16 protein-coding genes are annotated in these 15,340 nt (G+C 61.3%); 5 read left to right on the forward strand and 11 right to left on the reverse strand.

Annotated features, from left to right (window positions below):
- From GTP90_RS18130 to cyoA, 5 genes are all read right to left on the reverse strand, one after another.
- Positions 1 to 432: SURF1 family protein (locus GTP90_RS18130; protein ID WP_308937308.1), on the reverse strand; the 432-nt coding region annotated here is incomplete at its 3' end.
- The gene (gene cyoD, locus GTP90_RS18135; RefSeq protein WP_117010840.1) at positions 429 to 830 is read right to left on the reverse strand and encodes a cytochrome o ubiquinol oxidase subunit IV; all 402 of its coding nucleotides are present in this window, start codon (positions 828 to 830) and stop codon (positions 429 to 431) included. The genes GTP90_RS18130 and cyoD, both read right to left, overlap by 4 nt.
- Positions 827 to 1,456, reverse strand: coding sequence for a cytochrome o ubiquinol oxidase subunit III (gene cyoC, locus GTP90_RS18140; protein WP_117010842.1), 630 nt, complete (start codon positions 1,454 to 1,456; stop codon positions 827 to 829). Before cyoC ends, cyoD begins: the two co-directional genes overlap by 4 nt.
- Positions 1,449 to 3,449, reverse strand: a complete 2,001-nt coding sequence (gene cyoB, locus GTP90_RS18145) for a cytochrome o ubiquinol oxidase subunit I (RefSeq protein ID WP_161084879.1) — start codon at positions 3,447 to 3,449, stop codon at positions 1,449 to 1,451. Before cyoB ends, cyoC begins: the two co-directional genes overlap by 8 nt.
- Positions 3,450 to 3,451: 2 nt before the next feature.
- Positions 3,452 to 4,450, reverse strand: a complete 999-nt coding sequence (gene cyoA / locus GTP90_RS18150; RefSeq protein WP_161084880.1) for a ubiquinol oxidase subunit II — start codon at positions 4,448 to 4,450, stop codon at positions 3,452 to 3,454.
- A gap of 131 nt (positions 4,451 to 4,581) precedes the next feature.
- On the opposite strand from cyoA, the gene GTP90_RS18155 reads away from it, so the two are divergent.
- The gene (locus GTP90_RS18155) at positions 4,582 to 5,934 is read left to right on the forward strand and encodes an MFS transporter (RefSeq protein WP_161084881.1); all 1,353 of its coding nucleotides are present in this window, start codon (positions 4,582 to 4,584) and stop codon (positions 5,932 to 5,934) included.
- Positions 5,935 to 6,023: 89 nt separating this feature from the next.
- On the forward strand, positions 6,024 to 7,013 hold the full coding sequence (locus GTP90_RS18160; RefSeq protein ID WP_161084882.1) for a 2-dehydropantoate 2-reductase: 990 nt from the start codon (positions 6,024 to 6,026) through the stop codon (positions 7,011 to 7,013).
- 4 nt (positions 7,014 to 7,017) lie between these two features.
- Here GTP90_RS18160 and GTP90_RS18165 read toward each other — a convergent pair whose 3' ends face one another.
- Entirely contained in the window at positions 7,018 to 7,209 is a 192-nt protein-coding gene (locus GTP90_RS18165; RefSeq protein WP_117010849.1) for a hypothetical protein, read from the reverse strand.
- Between the two features lie 313 nt (positions 7,210 to 7,522).
- Here GTP90_RS18165 and GTP90_RS18170 point away from each other — a divergent pair, with 313 nt between their 5' ends.
- Complete coding sequence (locus tag GTP90_RS18170) at positions 7,523 to 9,073, forward strand: fatty acyl-CoA reductase (protein WP_161084883.1); 1,551 nt, start codon at positions 7,523 to 7,525, stop codon at positions 9,071 to 9,073.
- A gap of 46 nt (positions 9,074 to 9,119) precedes the next feature.
- Positions 9,120 to 10,496 carry a wax ester/triacylglycerol synthase family O-acyltransferase gene (locus GTP90_RS18175; protein ID WP_161084884.1) on the forward strand — a complete coding sequence of 459 codons (1,377 nt, stop codon included), beginning with the start codon at positions 9,120 to 9,122 and terminating at the stop codon, positions 10,494 to 10,496.
- A 174-nt stretch (positions 10,497 to 10,670) separates the two neighbouring features.
- On the opposite strand, the gene GTP90_RS18180 is transcribed toward GTP90_RS18175, so the two are convergent.
- The 5 genes from GTP90_RS18180 to GTP90_RS18200 all read right to left on the reverse strand — a co-directional run bounded on the left by GTP90_RS18180 (position 10,671) and on the right by GTP90_RS18200 (position 13,076).
- Positions 10,671 to 11,144: a hypothetical protein gene (locus tag GTP90_RS18180; protein ID WP_161084885.1), complete on the reverse strand. Its 474-nt coding sequence runs from the start codon at positions 11,142 to 11,144 to the stop codon at positions 10,671 to 10,673.
- A 94-nt stretch (positions 11,145 to 11,238) separates the two neighbouring features.
- Positions 11,239 to 11,619 (reverse strand): hypothetical protein, encoded by a 381-nt coding sequence (locus GTP90_RS18185; protein ID WP_161084886.1) that lies wholly within the window; start codon positions 11,617 to 11,619, stop codon positions 11,239 to 11,241.
- Positions 11,620 to 11,786: 167 nt separating this feature from the next.
- Positions 11,787 to 12,068: a hypothetical protein gene (locus tag GTP90_RS18190; RefSeq protein ID WP_161084887.1), complete on the reverse strand. Its 282-nt coding sequence runs from the start codon at positions 12,066 to 12,068 to the stop codon at positions 11,787 to 11,789.
- A 47-nt stretch (positions 12,069 to 12,115) separates the two neighbouring features.
- Positions 12,116 to 12,517 carry a lysozyme inhibitor LprI family protein gene (locus tag GTP90_RS18195; protein ID WP_161084888.1) on the reverse strand — a complete coding sequence of 134 codons (402 nt, stop codon included), beginning with the start codon at positions 12,515 to 12,517 and terminating at the stop codon, positions 12,116 to 12,118.
- Between the two features lie 79 nt (positions 12,518 to 12,596).
- On the reverse strand, positions 12,597 to 13,076 hold the full coding sequence (locus GTP90_RS18200) for a DsrE family protein (RefSeq protein WP_161084889.1): 480 nt from the start codon (positions 13,074 to 13,076) through the stop codon (positions 12,597 to 12,599).
- Positions 13,077 to 13,738: 662 nt separating this feature from the next.
- On the opposite strand from GTP90_RS18200, the gene GTP90_RS18205 reads away from it, so the two are divergent.
- Entirely contained in the window at positions 13,739 to 15,337 is a 1,599-nt protein-coding gene (locus tag GTP90_RS18205) for an inorganic phosphate transporter (protein ID WP_161084890.1), read from the forward strand.
- Positions 15,338 to 15,340 lie beyond the last annotated feature (3 nt).

Genomic DNA, 15,340 nt, shown 5'->3' on the forward strand with positions numbered 1-15,340 from the left:
GGCGTCCGCCGGCGCGGCAGGTGGCGCCGGCTGCGGCGCCCAGCCGCCGGAACCGGCGCGGATGAAGCCGCGATTGACCATGACGATGGCGCCGTCTGGCGTGCACAGCGGCGTCAGCACCCAGTAGCCGATGCCGCGGTCCAGCGAGGCCAGCACCTGCGTGTCCGAGCCCTTCAGGAAGTGGCCGCTCAGCCGCACGCGGCGGTAGTCGTCGGCCTCGGCGTTCAGGCCCGGCCACCGGGCCACGCCGGGCGCGTCCACCGGCGCGGCGTGCACGCGCTGCTCGACCCGCTCGATCAGCGCCAGCTTCCATTGCAGGCGGTATAACTGCCACGTCCCCAAAGCAAAAAACCCTGCAAACATCACCCCGGCCGCGATGGCCAGGATGATGCGCAGGGCGCTGGAACGTGGGCGCGATGGCCCGTCCATCATTGCATGTCGCGCATGTTGTGCACGTCCGTACCCATGGACGGCATCATGTTGACGTTCATGTGGTACATGACCCAGATCGAACCGGCCAGCACGATGACCAGCAACACCAGCGTGAACAAGGTCGCCAGCAGCGACCAGCCGCCTTCGATCTTGCCGTTCATGTGCAGGAAGTACACCATGTGCACCACTACCTGGACGGCGGCGAAGGCCAGGATCACCGCGGCGGTGGTGCTGGACTTGTCGAAGGCCTTGTGCATCACCAGCCAGAACGGAATCGCGGTCAGGATCACCGACAGCACGAAGCCGATCGCGTAGTCCTTCAGGCTGCCGTGCGGCACGGCGTCGTGGCCGTGGCCATGGTCGTCATGGCCGTGGTGGTCGTGATTGTGTGCGCTCATGGCAGGACTCCCATCAGATAAACAAAGGTAAACACACCGATCCAGATCACGTCCAGGAAGTGCCAGAACATCGACAGGCACATCAGGCGACGGTTGTTTTCCGGCGTCAGGCCGTGCTTGGCCAGCTGGAAGATCAGCGTGACCAGCCAGATCGAACCGAACGTCACGTGCAGGCCGTGCGTGCCGACCAGCGCGAAGAACGAGGTCAGGAACGCGCTGCGCTGCGGACCGGCGCCTTCGTGGATCAGGTGAACGAATTCATCCAGTTCCAGGTACAGGAAGGCCAGGCCGAACAGGCCGGTGATGGCCAGCCAGACGATGGTGCCCTTCACGCTCTTGCGCTGCGCGGCGATCATGGCGAAGCCATAGGTGATCGACGACATCAGCAGGAAGCCGGTGTTGAGCGCCACGGTCGGCAGGTCGAACAGCTCGGCGCCGGTCGGGCCGCCCGCGTAGTTGCGGCCCAGTACGGCGTAGGCGGCGAACAGGCCGGCGAACAGCAGGCAGTCGCTCATCAGGTAGAGCCAGAAGCCCAGCAGCGTGCCGTTCTCCGGGTGGTGTTCGCGCACGTAGTAGCGTGCGCTTGGGTCGGCGCTCACGGCGCCGTTAGCGATAGTTTCAGACATGGCTTTCCAGCAGACGAGTATGCGCTTCTTCGGTGCGGATGACTTCTTCCGCAGGGATGTAGAAATCGCGCTTGTAGTTAAAGGTGTGCGTGATGATGGCAACCATCATGGCGATGAACGCCAGGCCGGCTGGAATCCACATCTGCCAGACCATGGCGAAGCCCAGCGCGAAGGCCAGCGCCGAGATGATGAAGCCGGCGGCGGTGTTCTTCGGCATGTGGATGGCCACGAAGCCCTTGGTCGGACGCTGGTAGTGGTTGGCCTTCATGTCGGCCCAGCTGTCGCTCTCATGCACCACTGGCGTGAAGGCGAAGTTGTAGTCCGGCGGTGGCGACGAGGTGGCCCACTCCAGCGTGCGGCCGCCCCATGGGTCGCCGGTCACGTCGCGCAGCTTCTCGCGGTTCTTCCAGCTGACGTAGAACTGCACCAGCATGGCGCCGATACCTGCGGCGATGATCAGCGCGCCGATGGCGGCGATCACGAACCATTTTTGCAGCGACGGATCTTCGAAGTGGTTCATGCGGCGGGTGACGCCCATGAAGCCCATCACGTACAGCGGCGTGAACGCGACCCAGAAGCCGACCAGCCAGCACCAGAACGAGACCTTGCCCCAGAACTCGTCGAGCTTGAAGCCGAACGCTTTAGGGAACCAGTAGTTGATCGCGGCGAAGCAGCCGAACACCACGCCACCGATGATGACGTTGTGGAAGTGGGCGATCAGGAACAGCGAGTTGTGCAGCACGAAGTCGGCTGGAGGCACGGCCAGCATCACGCCGGTCATGCCGCCGATGACGAAGGTCAGCATGAAGCCGACGGTCCACATCATCGGCACGTCAAAGCGCACGCGGCCCTTGTACATGGTGAACAGCCAGTTGAAGATCTTGGCGCCGGTCGGGATCGAGATGATCATCGTCGTGATGCCAAAGAACGAGTTCACCGACGCGCCCGAGCCCATCGTGAAGAAGTGGTGCAGCCATACCAGGTAGGACAGGATGGTGATCACGACGGTGGCGTACACCATCGAGGTGTAGCCGAACAGTTTCTTGGCGCTGAAGGTCGAGACGATTTCCGAGAACACGCCGAACACCGGCAGCACCAGGATGTACACCTCGGGGTGGCCCCAGATCCAGATCAGGTTGACGTACAACATCGGGTTGCCGCCGAGGTCGTTGGTGAAGAAGTTGGTGCCGACCATGCGGTCCAGCGACAGCATCGCCAGCGTGACGGTCAGGATCGGGAAGGTGGCGACGATCAGCGCGTTGGTGCACAGCGCGGTCCAGGTGAAGACCGGCATTTTCATCAGGTTCATGCCTGGCGCGCGCATCTTGACGATGGTGGCGATCAGGTTGACGCCCGAGAGCGTGGTCCCCACCCCGGCCACCTGCAGCGACCAGATGTAGTAGTCGACCCCGACGTCCGGCGAGGCCGCGATGCCCGACAGCGGCGGGAAGGCCAGCCAGCCGGTGCGGCCGAATTCGCCGACGAACAGCGAGACCATGGTCAGCATGGCGCCAAAGGTGGTCATCCAGAACGAGAAGTTGTTCAGGAACGGGAACGAAACGTCGCGCGCGCCGATCTGCAGCGGCACCACGTAGTTCATCAGGCCGGTCACCAGCGGCATCGCCACGAAGAAGATCATGATCGTGCCGTGGGCCGTGAAGATCTGGTCGTAGTGGTGCGGCGGCAGCATGCCGGCGTTGTCGCCGAAGGCGATCGCTTGTTGGGCGCGCATCATCAGCGCGTCGGCGAAGCCGCGCAGCAGCATGATAATCGCCAGCACCATGTACATGATGCCGATTTTCTTGTGGTCGATGGAGGTGATCCAGTCGCGCCACAGCGGGCCCCACAGGCGGAATTTGAACATCGCGGCCAGGAAGGCCAGGCCGCCGATCGCCACCATGGCGAAGGTGCCGATCAGGATGGGCTCGTGGTATGGAATTGCTTCCAGCGACAGCCGCCCAAAGATCAGTTTGGTCAGGTTGAGATCAGACATGGTCATTCTTTACGGAGTGGTTGGGCCGTGGCGGTGGCGACTTTAGGCTCGCACACATCTTTCGGCAGTTCTTTCGCGGTCGCGGCAGCCTGCATGCGCATGGCGTCCTGCTCCATCTGCGCGTTCATGCAGGTCGAGCCTTCGGCCACGCAGCGGTTCAGCACCAGGTCGTACAGGCCCTTGTCGACGCTGCCGAAGTGCATGATCGGATGCTTGATGGTCGGCTTGTCCAGGTCCAGGTAGCCGGCGCGGGTCAGCGTGCCGCCGCCGGCGCGGGTCTTGGCGACCCAGGCGTCGAAGTCGGCCTGGGTGACGCCGTGGTACTTGAACTTCATGTCCGAGAAACCGGCGCCGCTGTAGTTCGACGAGAAGCCGTCGTACACGCCCACTTTGTTCATCACCGCGTTCAGTTGCGTGTCCATGCTGGGCATGGTGTAGACCATGCCGGCCAGCGCAGGGATGTAGAACGCGTTCATCACGCTCGAGGACGTCATGTGGAAGCGTACCGGCACGTCGATCGGGGTCACCAGCTCGTTGACGGTGGCGATGCCTTGTTCAGGGTAGATGAACATCCACTTCCAGTCCATCGCCACGACCTGCACTTCCAGCGGCTTGACGCCGACCGCCACGGGACGGTTCTCGTCGATGCGGCTCAGCGGACGGTATGGGTCCAGCAGGTGGGTGTAGATCCAGGTGATCAGGCCCAGCACGATGATGATCAGCAGCGGAGCGCCCCAGATCAGCAGCTCGAGCTTGGTCGAGTGGTCCCAGTCCGGCTGGTACTCGGCGGAAGTGTTGGACTTCCGGTAGCGCCAGGCGAACAGGCAAATCAGGAACATAACGGGTACGATAATCAGCAGCATCAGCAGCGTTGACACAACAACAAGATGTGCCTGCTGGGCTGCGATATCACCGGACGGGTTCAACACCACCGTGTTGCAGCCTGCTAGCCACAACAGCGGCGCGAGGAACAGTCCACGACGCGCGAGAGAAGGAATCATAGGTAATCTACGTTACAGTATGTGGATGATGTGTTACTGTACCAATCACGGAATGTTCCTGCCATTGGACACTTTGTCCCAGGGGCCGGGGCATGATCGTGATAAAAATATCAACGCAGGAGACAGAGACCATGGCCACTACGACTACACCAAACGGCGTGCATGTTGGCGCCCAAGAACCATCTCAGGCCGGTAATGATGCACGCAACATCAATGCGCGGGACGACGATCACATCTCACCGGGCGAAATAGCGGTCGGCGTGGTGATCGGCCGCGCATCCGAGTATTTCGATTTCTTTGTCTACGCGATTGCCTCCGTGCTGGTGTTCCCTTCGCTGCTGTTCCCTTTCGACGGGCGGCTGGAAGGCACCTTGTACGCATTCACCATCTTCTCTTTTGCCTTTATTGCAAGGCCGATCGGCACCGTGATCTCGATGGCCATCCAGCGCCGCTACGGGCGCGAGGCCAAGCTGACCGGCGCGCTGCTGCTGCTCGGCTCGACCACCGCCGGCATCGCCTTCCTGCCCTCGTACGCCGACAGCGGCTTCTATTCCATCGTGATCCTGTCGGTGCTGCGCATCGGCCAGGGCCTGGCGCTGGGCGGCTCGTGGGACGGCCTGCCGTCGCTGCTGGCGCTCAACGCCCCTGAGAACAAGCGCGGCTGGTACGCGATGCTCGGCCAGCTGGGCGCGCCGACCGGCTTCTTCATCGCGGCCGGCCTGTTCTGGTACCTGATCGGCAACCTGAGCGACCTGGACTTCATGGACTGGGGCTGGCGCTATCCGTTCTACGTGGCCTTCGCCATCAACGTGGTGGCGCTGTTCGCCCGCCTGCGCCTGACCTCGACCAGCGAGTACGCCAAGCTGCTGGAAGAGCGCGAGCTGCAGCCGACCAGCGTGATTGAAATGGCCAGCTCGCAATGCCGCAACCTGATCATCGGCGCCCTCGCCGCCCTGGCCAGCTACGCGCTGTTCCACCTGGTGACGGTGTTCCCGCTGTCGTGGATTACGATCTACTCGCCGCGCTCGGTCACCGGCTTCCTGGGCACGCAGATGGTGGGCGTGGCGCTGATGGCGGTGGGCGTGGTGGCTTCCGGCGTGATCGCCGACCGCATCGGCCGCCGCCGCACGCTCGGTTCGCTGGCCATCCTGATCGCGGTGTTCAGCGGCTTCGTGCCGACGCTGCTTAACGGCGGCGAAGGCGCGCAGGATACCTTCATCATGCTGGGCTTCGCACTGCTGGGCCTGTCGTACGGCCAGGCTGCCGGCGCCGTGACGGCCAACTTCCCGGCGCAGTACCGCTACACCGGCGCGGCCTTCACGTCCGACCTGGCATGGCTGGTGGGCGCGGGCTTCGCGCCGCTGGTGGCGCTGGGCGTGTCGTCGCAGTTCGGGCTGGCGTATGTGGGCTTGTACCTGCTGTCGGGCGCGGTCTGCTCGCTGGCCGCGCTGAGCCTGAACCGGGCGCTGGATATCCGCAACTAAAATTCCCCGTCGTTCCCGCGTGCGCGGGAACGACGTGCGTGCTTCTCTGATGTGGCAAAATAAGCAAACTTTCCCACACGGAGTATCAAATGAAAGTATGCATCGTCGGCGCCGGCGCCATTGGCGGTTTCATCGGCGCGCGCCTGGCCGCGGCCCAGGCCTGCGACCTGAGCGCCTACGCACGCGGCGACACGCTCGCCGCACTACGGCAACATGGCTGGCGCCTCCAACAAAGCGACGTCCTGATCCAGGCACCCGCCCACGCCAGCGACAATGCGGCGGACCTGGGACCGCAAGACGTGGTCATCATCGCTGTCAAAGGCCAGGCGCTCGCCGCCGTGGCACAGCAGATCGCCCCGCTGATCGGCCCGCACACCCTCATCCTGCCCGCCATGAACGGCGTCCCCTGGTGGTTCGGCCAAGGCGTGCCCGCCATCGGCAACGAGCCGCTGACCAGCGTCGACCCCGGCGGCGTGATCGCGGCGGCACTGCCTTACCAACAAGTGATTGGCTGCGTGGTCCACGCCAGCACCTCGGCGCCCTCGCCCGGCCTGGTCAGCCACAAGATGGGCAACGGCCTGATCATCGGCGAACCCGCCGGCGGCGACTCCGAACGCGCCCAGCAACTGGGCGCACTGCTGCGCCAGGGCGGCTTCGACGTCAAGGTATCGGCCGATATCCGCTACGACATCTGGTATAAATTATGGGGGAATATGACCCTGAACCCGGTCTCGGCGATCACGGGCGCCACGGCGGACCGCATCCTGGACGACCAGCTGGTGGCCGAATTCTGCCGCGCCGCCATGCGCGAGGCAGCCACCATAGGCGAGCGCATCGGCTGCCATATCGCTGAAACACCCGAGCAACGCCACCTGGTCACCCGCAAACTGGGCGCCTTCAAAAGCTCCATGCTGCAGGATGCCGAGGCCGGCCGCACGCTGGAACTGGACGCGCTGGTGGCGTCCGTGCGCGAGATCGGCCAGCGCCTGCAGCTGGCCACCCCGCACATCGACGCCCTGCTGGGCCTGACCCGCCTATTCGGCCGCGTCCACGGCTTGTACCCGGAAGCCCAGCAATGAAGGTCTAGCGCTCGTCGCGGTTGCCCCGTTCATCGCGGCTGCCGGACTGGCGCTGGGCCGGATCGCTGTTTTCCTTGTTCTTCGTATCGCGGCTGGTGTCCACGCTTTGCTGCTGGCTGCCGCCGCGGGTGCCGCTCTGCTGCGAGCCTGGCGTGCCCGATTGCTTGGCTTCATCTGGTTTCTGGCGCTGGGTCATGATCGTCTCCTGTGGAAGTTATTGAGCGCCGGCATTACCGGCAACCCATCATCTTCCAGCACGCCATGGGGCGGTATAGGCGTTCCGCCCACGCCGATGTAAGACCAGACTGAGTTCGCAAAGAACATAGGCCGTTGCGCAAATGCCTCAATGTTGCAAACGCGGCCATTTCAGTTTCCCCGGCGCCCACGCCCGCATGACTCGCGCAGCCATGCGTTTGGCTTCCAAAGCCACTGCAAAGTCGCCAGTCACTCCCCGGTTTCGCTCTAAGATCGGCTCATTGCAGTAATGACACCGTTTCTGAGAAACCGCTATGAAACCAGCATTGAACGTCCACGCAGCACTGTCGGGGAAGCGCGTACTGATTACCGGCAGCACCGGCTTCCTCGCCAAGGTCGTGCTGGAGAAACTGATCCGCAGCGTGCCCGACATCGCCCGCATCGTGCTGGTGATACGCGGCGGCCGCGGCAAAACCAACGGCGACGCCCGCACCCGCTTCGAGCGCGACATCGCCACCTCCTCCGTGTTCGACCGCCTGCGCGCAGAGCGCCCGGCCTTCCTGGCCGAGTTCTTTGCCGAGCGCATCGAATGCGTGACCGGCGAAGTGACCGCGCCCTGCTTCGGCCTGAAGCTGACCGAGTTCAACGCGCTGGCCCGCCGCATCGACCTGGTGATCAACGCCGCCGCCAGCGTCAACTTCCGCGAAGCGCTGGACGAGGCGCTGGCCATCAACGCCCTGAGCGTGCAGCACATTGCCGAACTGGCGCGCGCCGCCAACGCACCGCTGGTGCAGGTATCGACCTGCTACGTCAATGGCTACAACCGGGGCGACATGCTGGAGCAGAACGTCACCCCGGCCCGCGCCGCCATCCCGCGCCACACCGACGGCCATTATGATTTATACGGTTTACTCCAACACCTGCAGCACCGCGTGGCCGCCATCAAGGCCGAGACCACCGATCCCGAACAACTGGCGCGCCGCCTGACGGAGCTGGGCATCGCCGAAGCCAATTACCACGGCTGGAACGACACCTACACCTTCACCAAATGGATGGGCGAACAGCTGGCGATGCAGGCCATGCGCGGCCGCACGCTCACCATCGTGCGCCCGTCGATCATCGAAAGCACCTTGCAGGAGCCGGCGCCCGGATGGATCGAAGGCGTCAAGGTGGCCGACGCCATCATCCTCGCCTACGCGCGCGGCAAGACCAGCTTCTTCCCGGCCAAGGCAAATGAAATCGTCGACATCGTGCCGGCCGACCTGGTGGCCAACAGCATCGTGCTGGCCGCCGTCGAGGCGCTGACCGAACGCGGAACCACGCGCATCTACCAGGCCTGCACCGGCTCCGCCAATCCGATCTCGGTCGGTCGCGTGATTGAACTATTCCAGACCGAATCGCAGCGCAACTGGCGCAACTACGAACGGCTGTTCTACAACGAACCGAAACATGGCTTCCGCGTCGTCAGCCGCCCGGTATTCCTGTTGCTGCTGCGGGCCATGAGCCTCGGCGCAACCGCCTGGAGCGGCGTGCGCCGCCTGCTGGGCGCGGGCGACTCGCCCAAGCTCGAAGCGCTGCGTACCACGCAGCTGCTGGCATTGACCTTCTCGTTCTACACCGCGCCGCGCTACGTGTTCCATAACAAATCGCTGATGGCGCTGGCGCAGCGCTTCGGCAGCGAAGACCGCGCGCGCTACATGGTCGACCCGGCCGTCATCGACTGGCCGGACTACCTGTGCCGCATCCACATGACGGGCTTGAACCGTTACGCGCTGCGGCCGCGCTCACCCAAGTCGGTGGAAGCGGCGGCAGCGGCGGCGCCGGCGCCCGTGGCGGAGACAGAAGCACGACCGGTAAAAATATAAGCGGACGCCGGCAAAGATCCGGCGCCGCATGAGGAGACAGCGTCACATGAGCAAACCAACCGCAGCACCGGCGGCAATGACACGTCGCGACTATGCGTGGCATCGCATGGACACCGACAAGAACCTGATGGTCATCAACAGCATCCTGCTGTTCGAAGGCGCGGTCGACATGGAGCGGCTGATATCGACCATCGGCCTGCGCCTGCCCAACTACCCGCGCTTCACGCAGAAGGTGGTGCAGCGGCGCGGACGCCCGCATTGGGTGGAGGATGACCAGTTCAACATCGCCCAGCACATCAAGCTGGAACAGATGTCGCAGGACGTCAGCCGCGAAGAGCTGCAAGCCCACATGACCCGCATCGCCCACCTGCCGCTGGAGCGCGACCGGCCGATGTGGCACATGACGGTGCTGGACCGCGTCAACGGCGGCCACGCCATCGTGTTCCGCGTCCACCACTGCATCACGGACGGTTTGGGGCTGGTACACGTGCTCAATCACCTGACCGACGACAACGGCGTGCATGGCCGCACGCCCTCGCCGGTCGGCCATCCGCACCGCGCCACAGTGGCGCACAACGCCGTGTGCTCGGCGGTGGCGCGCGGCGTATCGTGGCTGAAGATCGCCTTCCACGTGGCGCGCCTGTCGGTGCTGTGGCCCGACGCGCCCAGCCAGTTCAAGGCGCCGATGACCGGCGCCAAGCAGCTGGTGTGGCTGCCGCCACTGGAGATGGACCGCGTGCGCGCGATGTCCAAGCGCATGGGCGTGACCTTGAACGATGTGTGGGTGGCAGCCGTCTCCGGCGCGCTGCGCCAGTACCTGGGCGAACGCGGACAGCGCCCCGACGGCCGCGCCCTGCGCGCCGCCGTCACCTTCAACCTGCGCGAAAAAGCCAACGCCTTCCAGCTCGGGAACGAGTTCGGGCTGGTGGCGGTGGACCTGCCAACCAATATGGACGATCCGTGCGTGCGCCTGCGCCAGTCCAGTGAACGCATGACCGCCATCAAGCGCTCGCACCAGCCGCGCGCCACCATGGCCTTCCTGTCGATCGCCGGCTGCCTGCCGACCGCCCTGCAGCATTTCGCGCTGAACCTGTTCACGTCCAAGGGGTCGGTGGTGCTGACCAATATCGAAGGCCCCGGCAGCCGCCGTTACCTGGCCGGCTCGCGCATGACGGATTTGATCTGCTGGGTGCCGCAGGCGGGCAAGCTGGGCGTAGGCTTGGCGTTCATCTCGTACGCAGGACAGATTCAACTGGCCCTGTTCGTCGACACCGACCTCGTGCCCGATCCGGAACGCCTGATGACACTGACCTACGAGGCCTTCGAAGAACTGGAGTTAGCCACCCGCACCGCGCCGTCCGAGACTCCTGAGCAAGCGGTCGATGGAGGGCTGGCCGGAGCGCCGTTAGCTCCGGCCCGGTAACACTGAAAAGGCAACGTGCCATGCGGATTCCAGATGCTGGCCTCAAGCAGCCGGGCTATTGACCGGCGCTTGTCGACCCGTTGCGGGCGTTCACGGTTCTACAAAGCGGTAGCTCAACGAACTAGCTTAGCCGCGCCGTTAGGCGCGGGCTGCAGCATCGGGTTAGGTTGCCGTTCAAAAAATTACTAACACGCATCTACCGTTGTCTATTTCCACAAATGTTAGCACTAAGTTTCCGACAGGGTAGTTTTCGGCCTGCACTTCGATTTCCACCGTCGGCTGTTGGTGCGATGTCGTCAGATTTCCAGCCTCGGAAACGGATGCAACAGAAACCAGTCTTGGGGTGGAGAGCAGACCGAGAAATTTCATGGCGCTCAGGCTTCCGGGAGCGCCTTTTTCTGACAATGCACCGCAAACCAAGTGGTTCCATGTCTCTGCATCATCGTTCTGATAGGCGTCAACAAGTCGATAGGACTTGTCGAGAAGGCCCCCCGCCCCTGGTGGAACGAGCGGGCGGCCATCAGCTGCAATAGCTTGGCCTGAAGTTTCGTACGTTTTTTTGTTTGTAGAATCGTCGTGACGACACTGTGCAGCAACACTGGTTGTAAGCAGGATCGTAAGAGAGGCAAGTATCATCCAAAACCGCATTTATATGTTCCTTCTCCCGATGGCCAGTATCTTTGATTTAAACGTCCGTTTATGGCCGATGCCCGTCGTTACGGTGTAGGTGCTAACCAATAGCCTAATTTGGAGTTATCTCAATATCGATGTCTCCATCGGAGTTTCCGGAAAACTTTACCTTACACCCTTTATAGATACCATAAGCAAGTATTCCAGCAATTAATGTTGCAACCCAAGCCAAAAGGGCAATTTCCAGGCCAGTGAGCGCCGCCTGGAAATTTGATGAAATCACCCTTTTTAAGGGGGAGTCTTCCCCGCCTTGAATTTTCTTAAATTCTTTTTCAATTTCGTTCCAGTTGTCACATTTTTTTAATCGCCGCCACAATTTTGAATCGTTCCCCACTCTTTCCTCGGAAATTCGTATCGCTGTTGGACCTTTTTTTATGAAGTCATCTAGTTGCGAAAAGAAAAGATCTGTTTCTGAAAAAATTATGTATTGCAAAGTTCACCTCATATTTTTTGGGATAGACATATTTCAGTCCATCCGTCATATCTTAATAATTACATGACGAAACTCAGCCATCTTGAAGTTTAATGTTCACCGCCACATACACAGAGTAACGCCTTCTTTAATATATCAAGGTCCTCTTTTGGCTGGTGGCAGTAGCATCAAGCTGGGCCCTTAAGGCTCTGCAATTGCGCTTGTGGAAATGGAAACTTAGGTTCCAATCCCTGACTTTGCATAGCGCCGACAAGCGCTCTATACCTTTCTAATAACGCGCCCCTTGCGGCCCAATCTTCCGATTCGTCATCGAGGCCCGGCTCAAGAAAAGTAGCGCCGGCAGCCTCGTCACCAATCATGATCTTCGTGTATTCCCAGTCGTATCGGAATACAACTTCAAACGCCCCTATAAATTCTATGAGTGCATCTGAAATATTAACTTCACTCATCCCGCATCTCCAGTATCCGATTTTACTTAAGCAGCCGCTGCTGGCCGTTAGCCGGCCTGCCAAGATGTTGGGTTAAGTTCCTTAATCCGCTGCTCCGTGTGCTCGGTCATGCAGTCCAAATAAATCTCCGCTGATGCAGAGCCCCCTTGGTATAGGCGTTGCTGAGCTGCACAGTCGGCGTCGCGAAACTCAACCCACCGGCGTTGCGAGGCGATCAGCATTTTTTTCGTGGCGGGGCCATTATCCTGATAAGAATCAAGTTGCTTAAGCACCGCTTGATAGGCAGCGTTAAGTTGCTGGTCTTTTGCCGAAAATTTTTCCTGAGCACAGGCCCTCGCATCAATGGTATTACCTGGCGCCTCGCACGAGTCTTTACTCTGCGCGAAAGTGAGCATAGGAAGCAAAGAAATCAAGCATGTCAGTTGATGCGGAAGCGATAATTTAGTCATGCATTACCTTGGTATTCATTTGGCTCTTTGAATGACCGTCAGCCAGTGGTCGCCAACCGCATCAACCACGAGGAATAACTCAATTGGCGGGATCAACAGCCCAACCGTGACTGGCGAGCCAACCCACTTCGGCAAATCCGGAAGGAACAATATCCACTTCTTGAAGCCCGTAAAGTCCATGCCAGTCCAGTTTCATGCCTTTGAGCGTGACGTTGCAAACGTTAAATTGCACGCCTGCGGCACGGGCGGCGTCAATCGCTTCCCTGATCTTTGGATCCATCGGTTGCGATAACAACTTAACGCCTGCACCGTACAACACAATCCTCGCCTTCATGCTCCCACCCAATCCAGCGGTTGCCGTTACCCCGTTGCCGACGTTGCGCAAACGGAATTGCCAAACTGCTGGATCGTCGCTGGTAATTGGCACGACCACCTTGACCTCGCCATACGGCGCATGCTGGATATTGGGCGCGACATATTCAGCGCGGGCTGGATTGGTGAGCACAATCGAAACGAAAGTGGCAAACAGAATATGGCCCAACGTAATATGATTTTTCAATTAGGTACTCCAGATTGAGTTTCAACGTGAACAGGCAATCGACGCTACCACGCCGCATTAATTTCGACTAAAAGCAACTTCTCTCGACCATATTTGGCTTGTGGACCTCGATTATTATGTTGTCTGACGTCCTGAATTTGAAGTCTATGAAGCGCCTCTGCGGGCACAAAAGCTCGAAACTTGCGTTGGAGCAGGACTGAGCCGTTACGGGCACTGCAATACCATTGTCCATCAGCGTTCTGTCAGCATACGGTTTGTCACACGAATAGCCGGCGGCTTCGATCTTTCGGACTGCCGCTGCCTGGTCCATACCCATCGGGTTGAGCTGGGCATATTCCTTCTTATAGGTAGCCATACTCACTCGCGTGATGGAACATCCACCAAGTGTGCCCATCGCTATGAGTGCACCAGAAATTATAAGGTATCGGTACAAGGTTCCCGCACCCTTGGCGCGAAATGTGAAGATCGCCGGGATTGGCATGTTCGGACTCCAAAAAGAAACGTGTTAGCGCGGGATTCCATTCTACATATTTCCTTACGGAAAATATCCGCCAACTGTCACGAACCTTGCCAAGCATCCGCGCAGCTCTTCGATGTCGTCATACCTCTGTCATATTCGACAAGTACATTCAGTTACCACTTTTATACTGGAGCTGAATGGCATGAATACGGTCGTCCAACCCGCGCGGATCAGTCCCGCCGACACCATGAACACCCCCATCACCGCCCTCATCTTCTTCGTGCTGCTGTTGGCAGGTCTGCTGTTCAGCGCCTACAGCCTGCGCTCCGACGTCACCGAAGCCGGCCCGGTCGCCACCAGCTGGCTGCCGTATGTGCTGCTTGGCGTGGCGCTGCTGATCGCCCTCGCCTTCGAATTCGTCAACGGCTTCCATGACACCGCCAACGCCGTCGCCACCGTCATCTACACCAACTCCATGCCGGCCAACGCCGCCGTGGTGTGGTCGGGCTGCTTCAACTTCCTCGGCGTGCTCACCTCCAGCGGCGCGGTCGCCTTCGGCATCATCTCGCTGCTGCCGGTCGAACTGATACTGCAGGTGGGTTCCAGTTCCGGCTTCGCCATGGTGTTCGCGCTGCTGATCGCCGCCATCGTCTGGAACCTGGGCACCTGGGCGCTCGGCCTGCCGGCCTCGTCCTCGCACACCATGATCGGCTCCATCCTCGGTGTCGGCATCGCCAACGCGATGATGCACGGCCGCGACGGCACCAGTGGCGTCGATTGGGCGCAGGCGGCCAAGGTCGGCTACTCGCTGCTGCTATCGCCGATGGTCGGTTTCGGCTGCGCCGCCTTGCTGCTGCTGGCGCTGCGCGCCCTCGTCAAGCGCCGCGAATTATACGAAGCCCCGGCCGGCAACACGCCACCGCCGTGGTACATCCGCGGCCTGCTGATCCTCACCTGCACTGGCGTCTCCTTCGCCCACGGCTCCAACGACGGCCAGAAAGGCATGGGCCTGATCATGCTGATCCTGGTCGGCACCGTGCCGATGGCCTACGCATTGAACCGCGCGCTGCCCACCGACCAGGTGACCCAGTTCGTCGCCGTGGCCCAGGTCACGCAGCAGTCGCTGCAAAAATACATGCCGCCCGGCGTGGCGCCGATGGCCGATCCGCATCCCGAGCTGTCGGCCTACATCCGCACCAAGACCTTGACGCCCGCAGTGGTCCCGGCGCTGTCCGTGCTGATCGGCGACATCGGCCAGGCGGTCAAGCAGCATGGTTCGCTGGCCAAGGTGCCGGCGGAGACCGTGAGCAACGTCCGCAACGATATGTACCTGGCGGCGGAGACCATGCACGTAATGGACAAGACCAAGGCCCTGCCCTTCGACCCCGACACCGCCGCCAACCTGAAGGCCTTCAAGCGGCAGCTCGACGACGCCACCAAGTTCATTCCGCTGTGGGTGAAGGTGGCGGTGGCGATCGCGCTGGGCCTGGGCACCATGGTGGGCTGGAAGCGCATCGTCGTCACCGTCGGCGAGAAGATCGGCAAATCCCACCTGACCTACGCGCAGGGCGCATCGGCCGAACTGGTGGCGATGCTGACCATCGGCGCGGCCGACATGTACGGCATGCCGGTATCGACCACGCACGTGCTGTCGTCCGGCGTGGCCGGCACGATGGCGGCCAACCGCTCCGGCCTGCAATGGTCCACCGTCCGCAACCTGGCCATGGCCTGGGTGCTGACGCTGCCGGCCGCGATCCTGTTATCGGGCTCGCTGTTCTGGCTGTTCCACCACATTTTCTGAAAC

Source organism: Duganella vulcania, from assembly GCF_009857655.1.
GTDB lineage: Bacteria > Pseudomonadota > Gammaproteobacteria > Burkholderiales > Burkholderiaceae_D > Rugamonas > Rugamonas vulcania.

Coding starts and splice junctions, on each gene's coding strand:
- GTP90_RS18175 (WP_161084884.1), top strand. CDS start 9,120: ATGAGCAAACCAACCGCAGCACCGGCGGCAATGACACGTCGCGACTAT.
- GTP90_RS18155 (WP_161084881.1), top strand. CDS start 4,582: ATGGCCACTACGACTACACCAAACGGCGTGCATGTTGGCGCCCAAGAA.
- GTP90_RS18170 (WP_161084883.1), top strand. CDS start 7,523: ATGAAACCAGCATTGAACGTCCACGCAGCACTGTCGGGGAAGCGCGTA.
- cyoC (WP_117010842.1), bottom strand. CDS start 1,456: ATGTCTGAAACTATCGCTAACGGCGCCGTGAGCGCCGACCCAAGCGCA.
- cyoB (WP_161084879.1), bottom strand. CDS start 3,449: ATGTCTGATCTCAACCTGACCAAACTGATCTTTGGGCGGCTGTCGCTG.
- GTP90_RS18165 (WP_117010849.1), bottom strand. CDS start 7,209: ATGACCCAGCGCCAGAAACCAGATGAAGCCAAGCAATCGGGCACGCCA.
- GTP90_RS18205 (WP_161084890.1), top strand. CDS start 13,739: ATGAATACGGTCGTCCAACCCGCGCGGATCAGTCCCGCCGACACCATG.
- GTP90_RS18190 (WP_161084887.1), bottom strand. CDS start 12,068: ATGAGTGAAGTTAATATTTCAGATGCACTCATAGAATTTATAGGGGCG.
- GTP90_RS18195 (WP_161084888.1), bottom strand. CDS start 12,517: ATGACTAAATTATCGCTTCCGCATCAACTGACATGCTTGATTTCTTTG.
- cyoD (WP_117010840.1), bottom strand. CDS start 830: ATGAGCGCACACAATCACGACCACCACGGCCATGACGACCATGGCCAC.
- GTP90_RS18160 (WP_161084882.1), top strand. CDS start 6,024: ATGAAAGTATGCATCGTCGGCGCCGGCGCCATTGGCGGTTTCATCGGC.
- cyoA (WP_161084880.1), bottom strand. CDS start 4,450: ATGATTCCTTCTCTCGCGCGTCGTGGACTGTTCCTCGCGCCGCTGTTG.
- GTP90_RS18180 (WP_161084885.1), bottom strand. CDS start 11,144: ATGCGGTTTTGGATGATACTTGCCTCTCTTACGATCCTGCTTACAACC.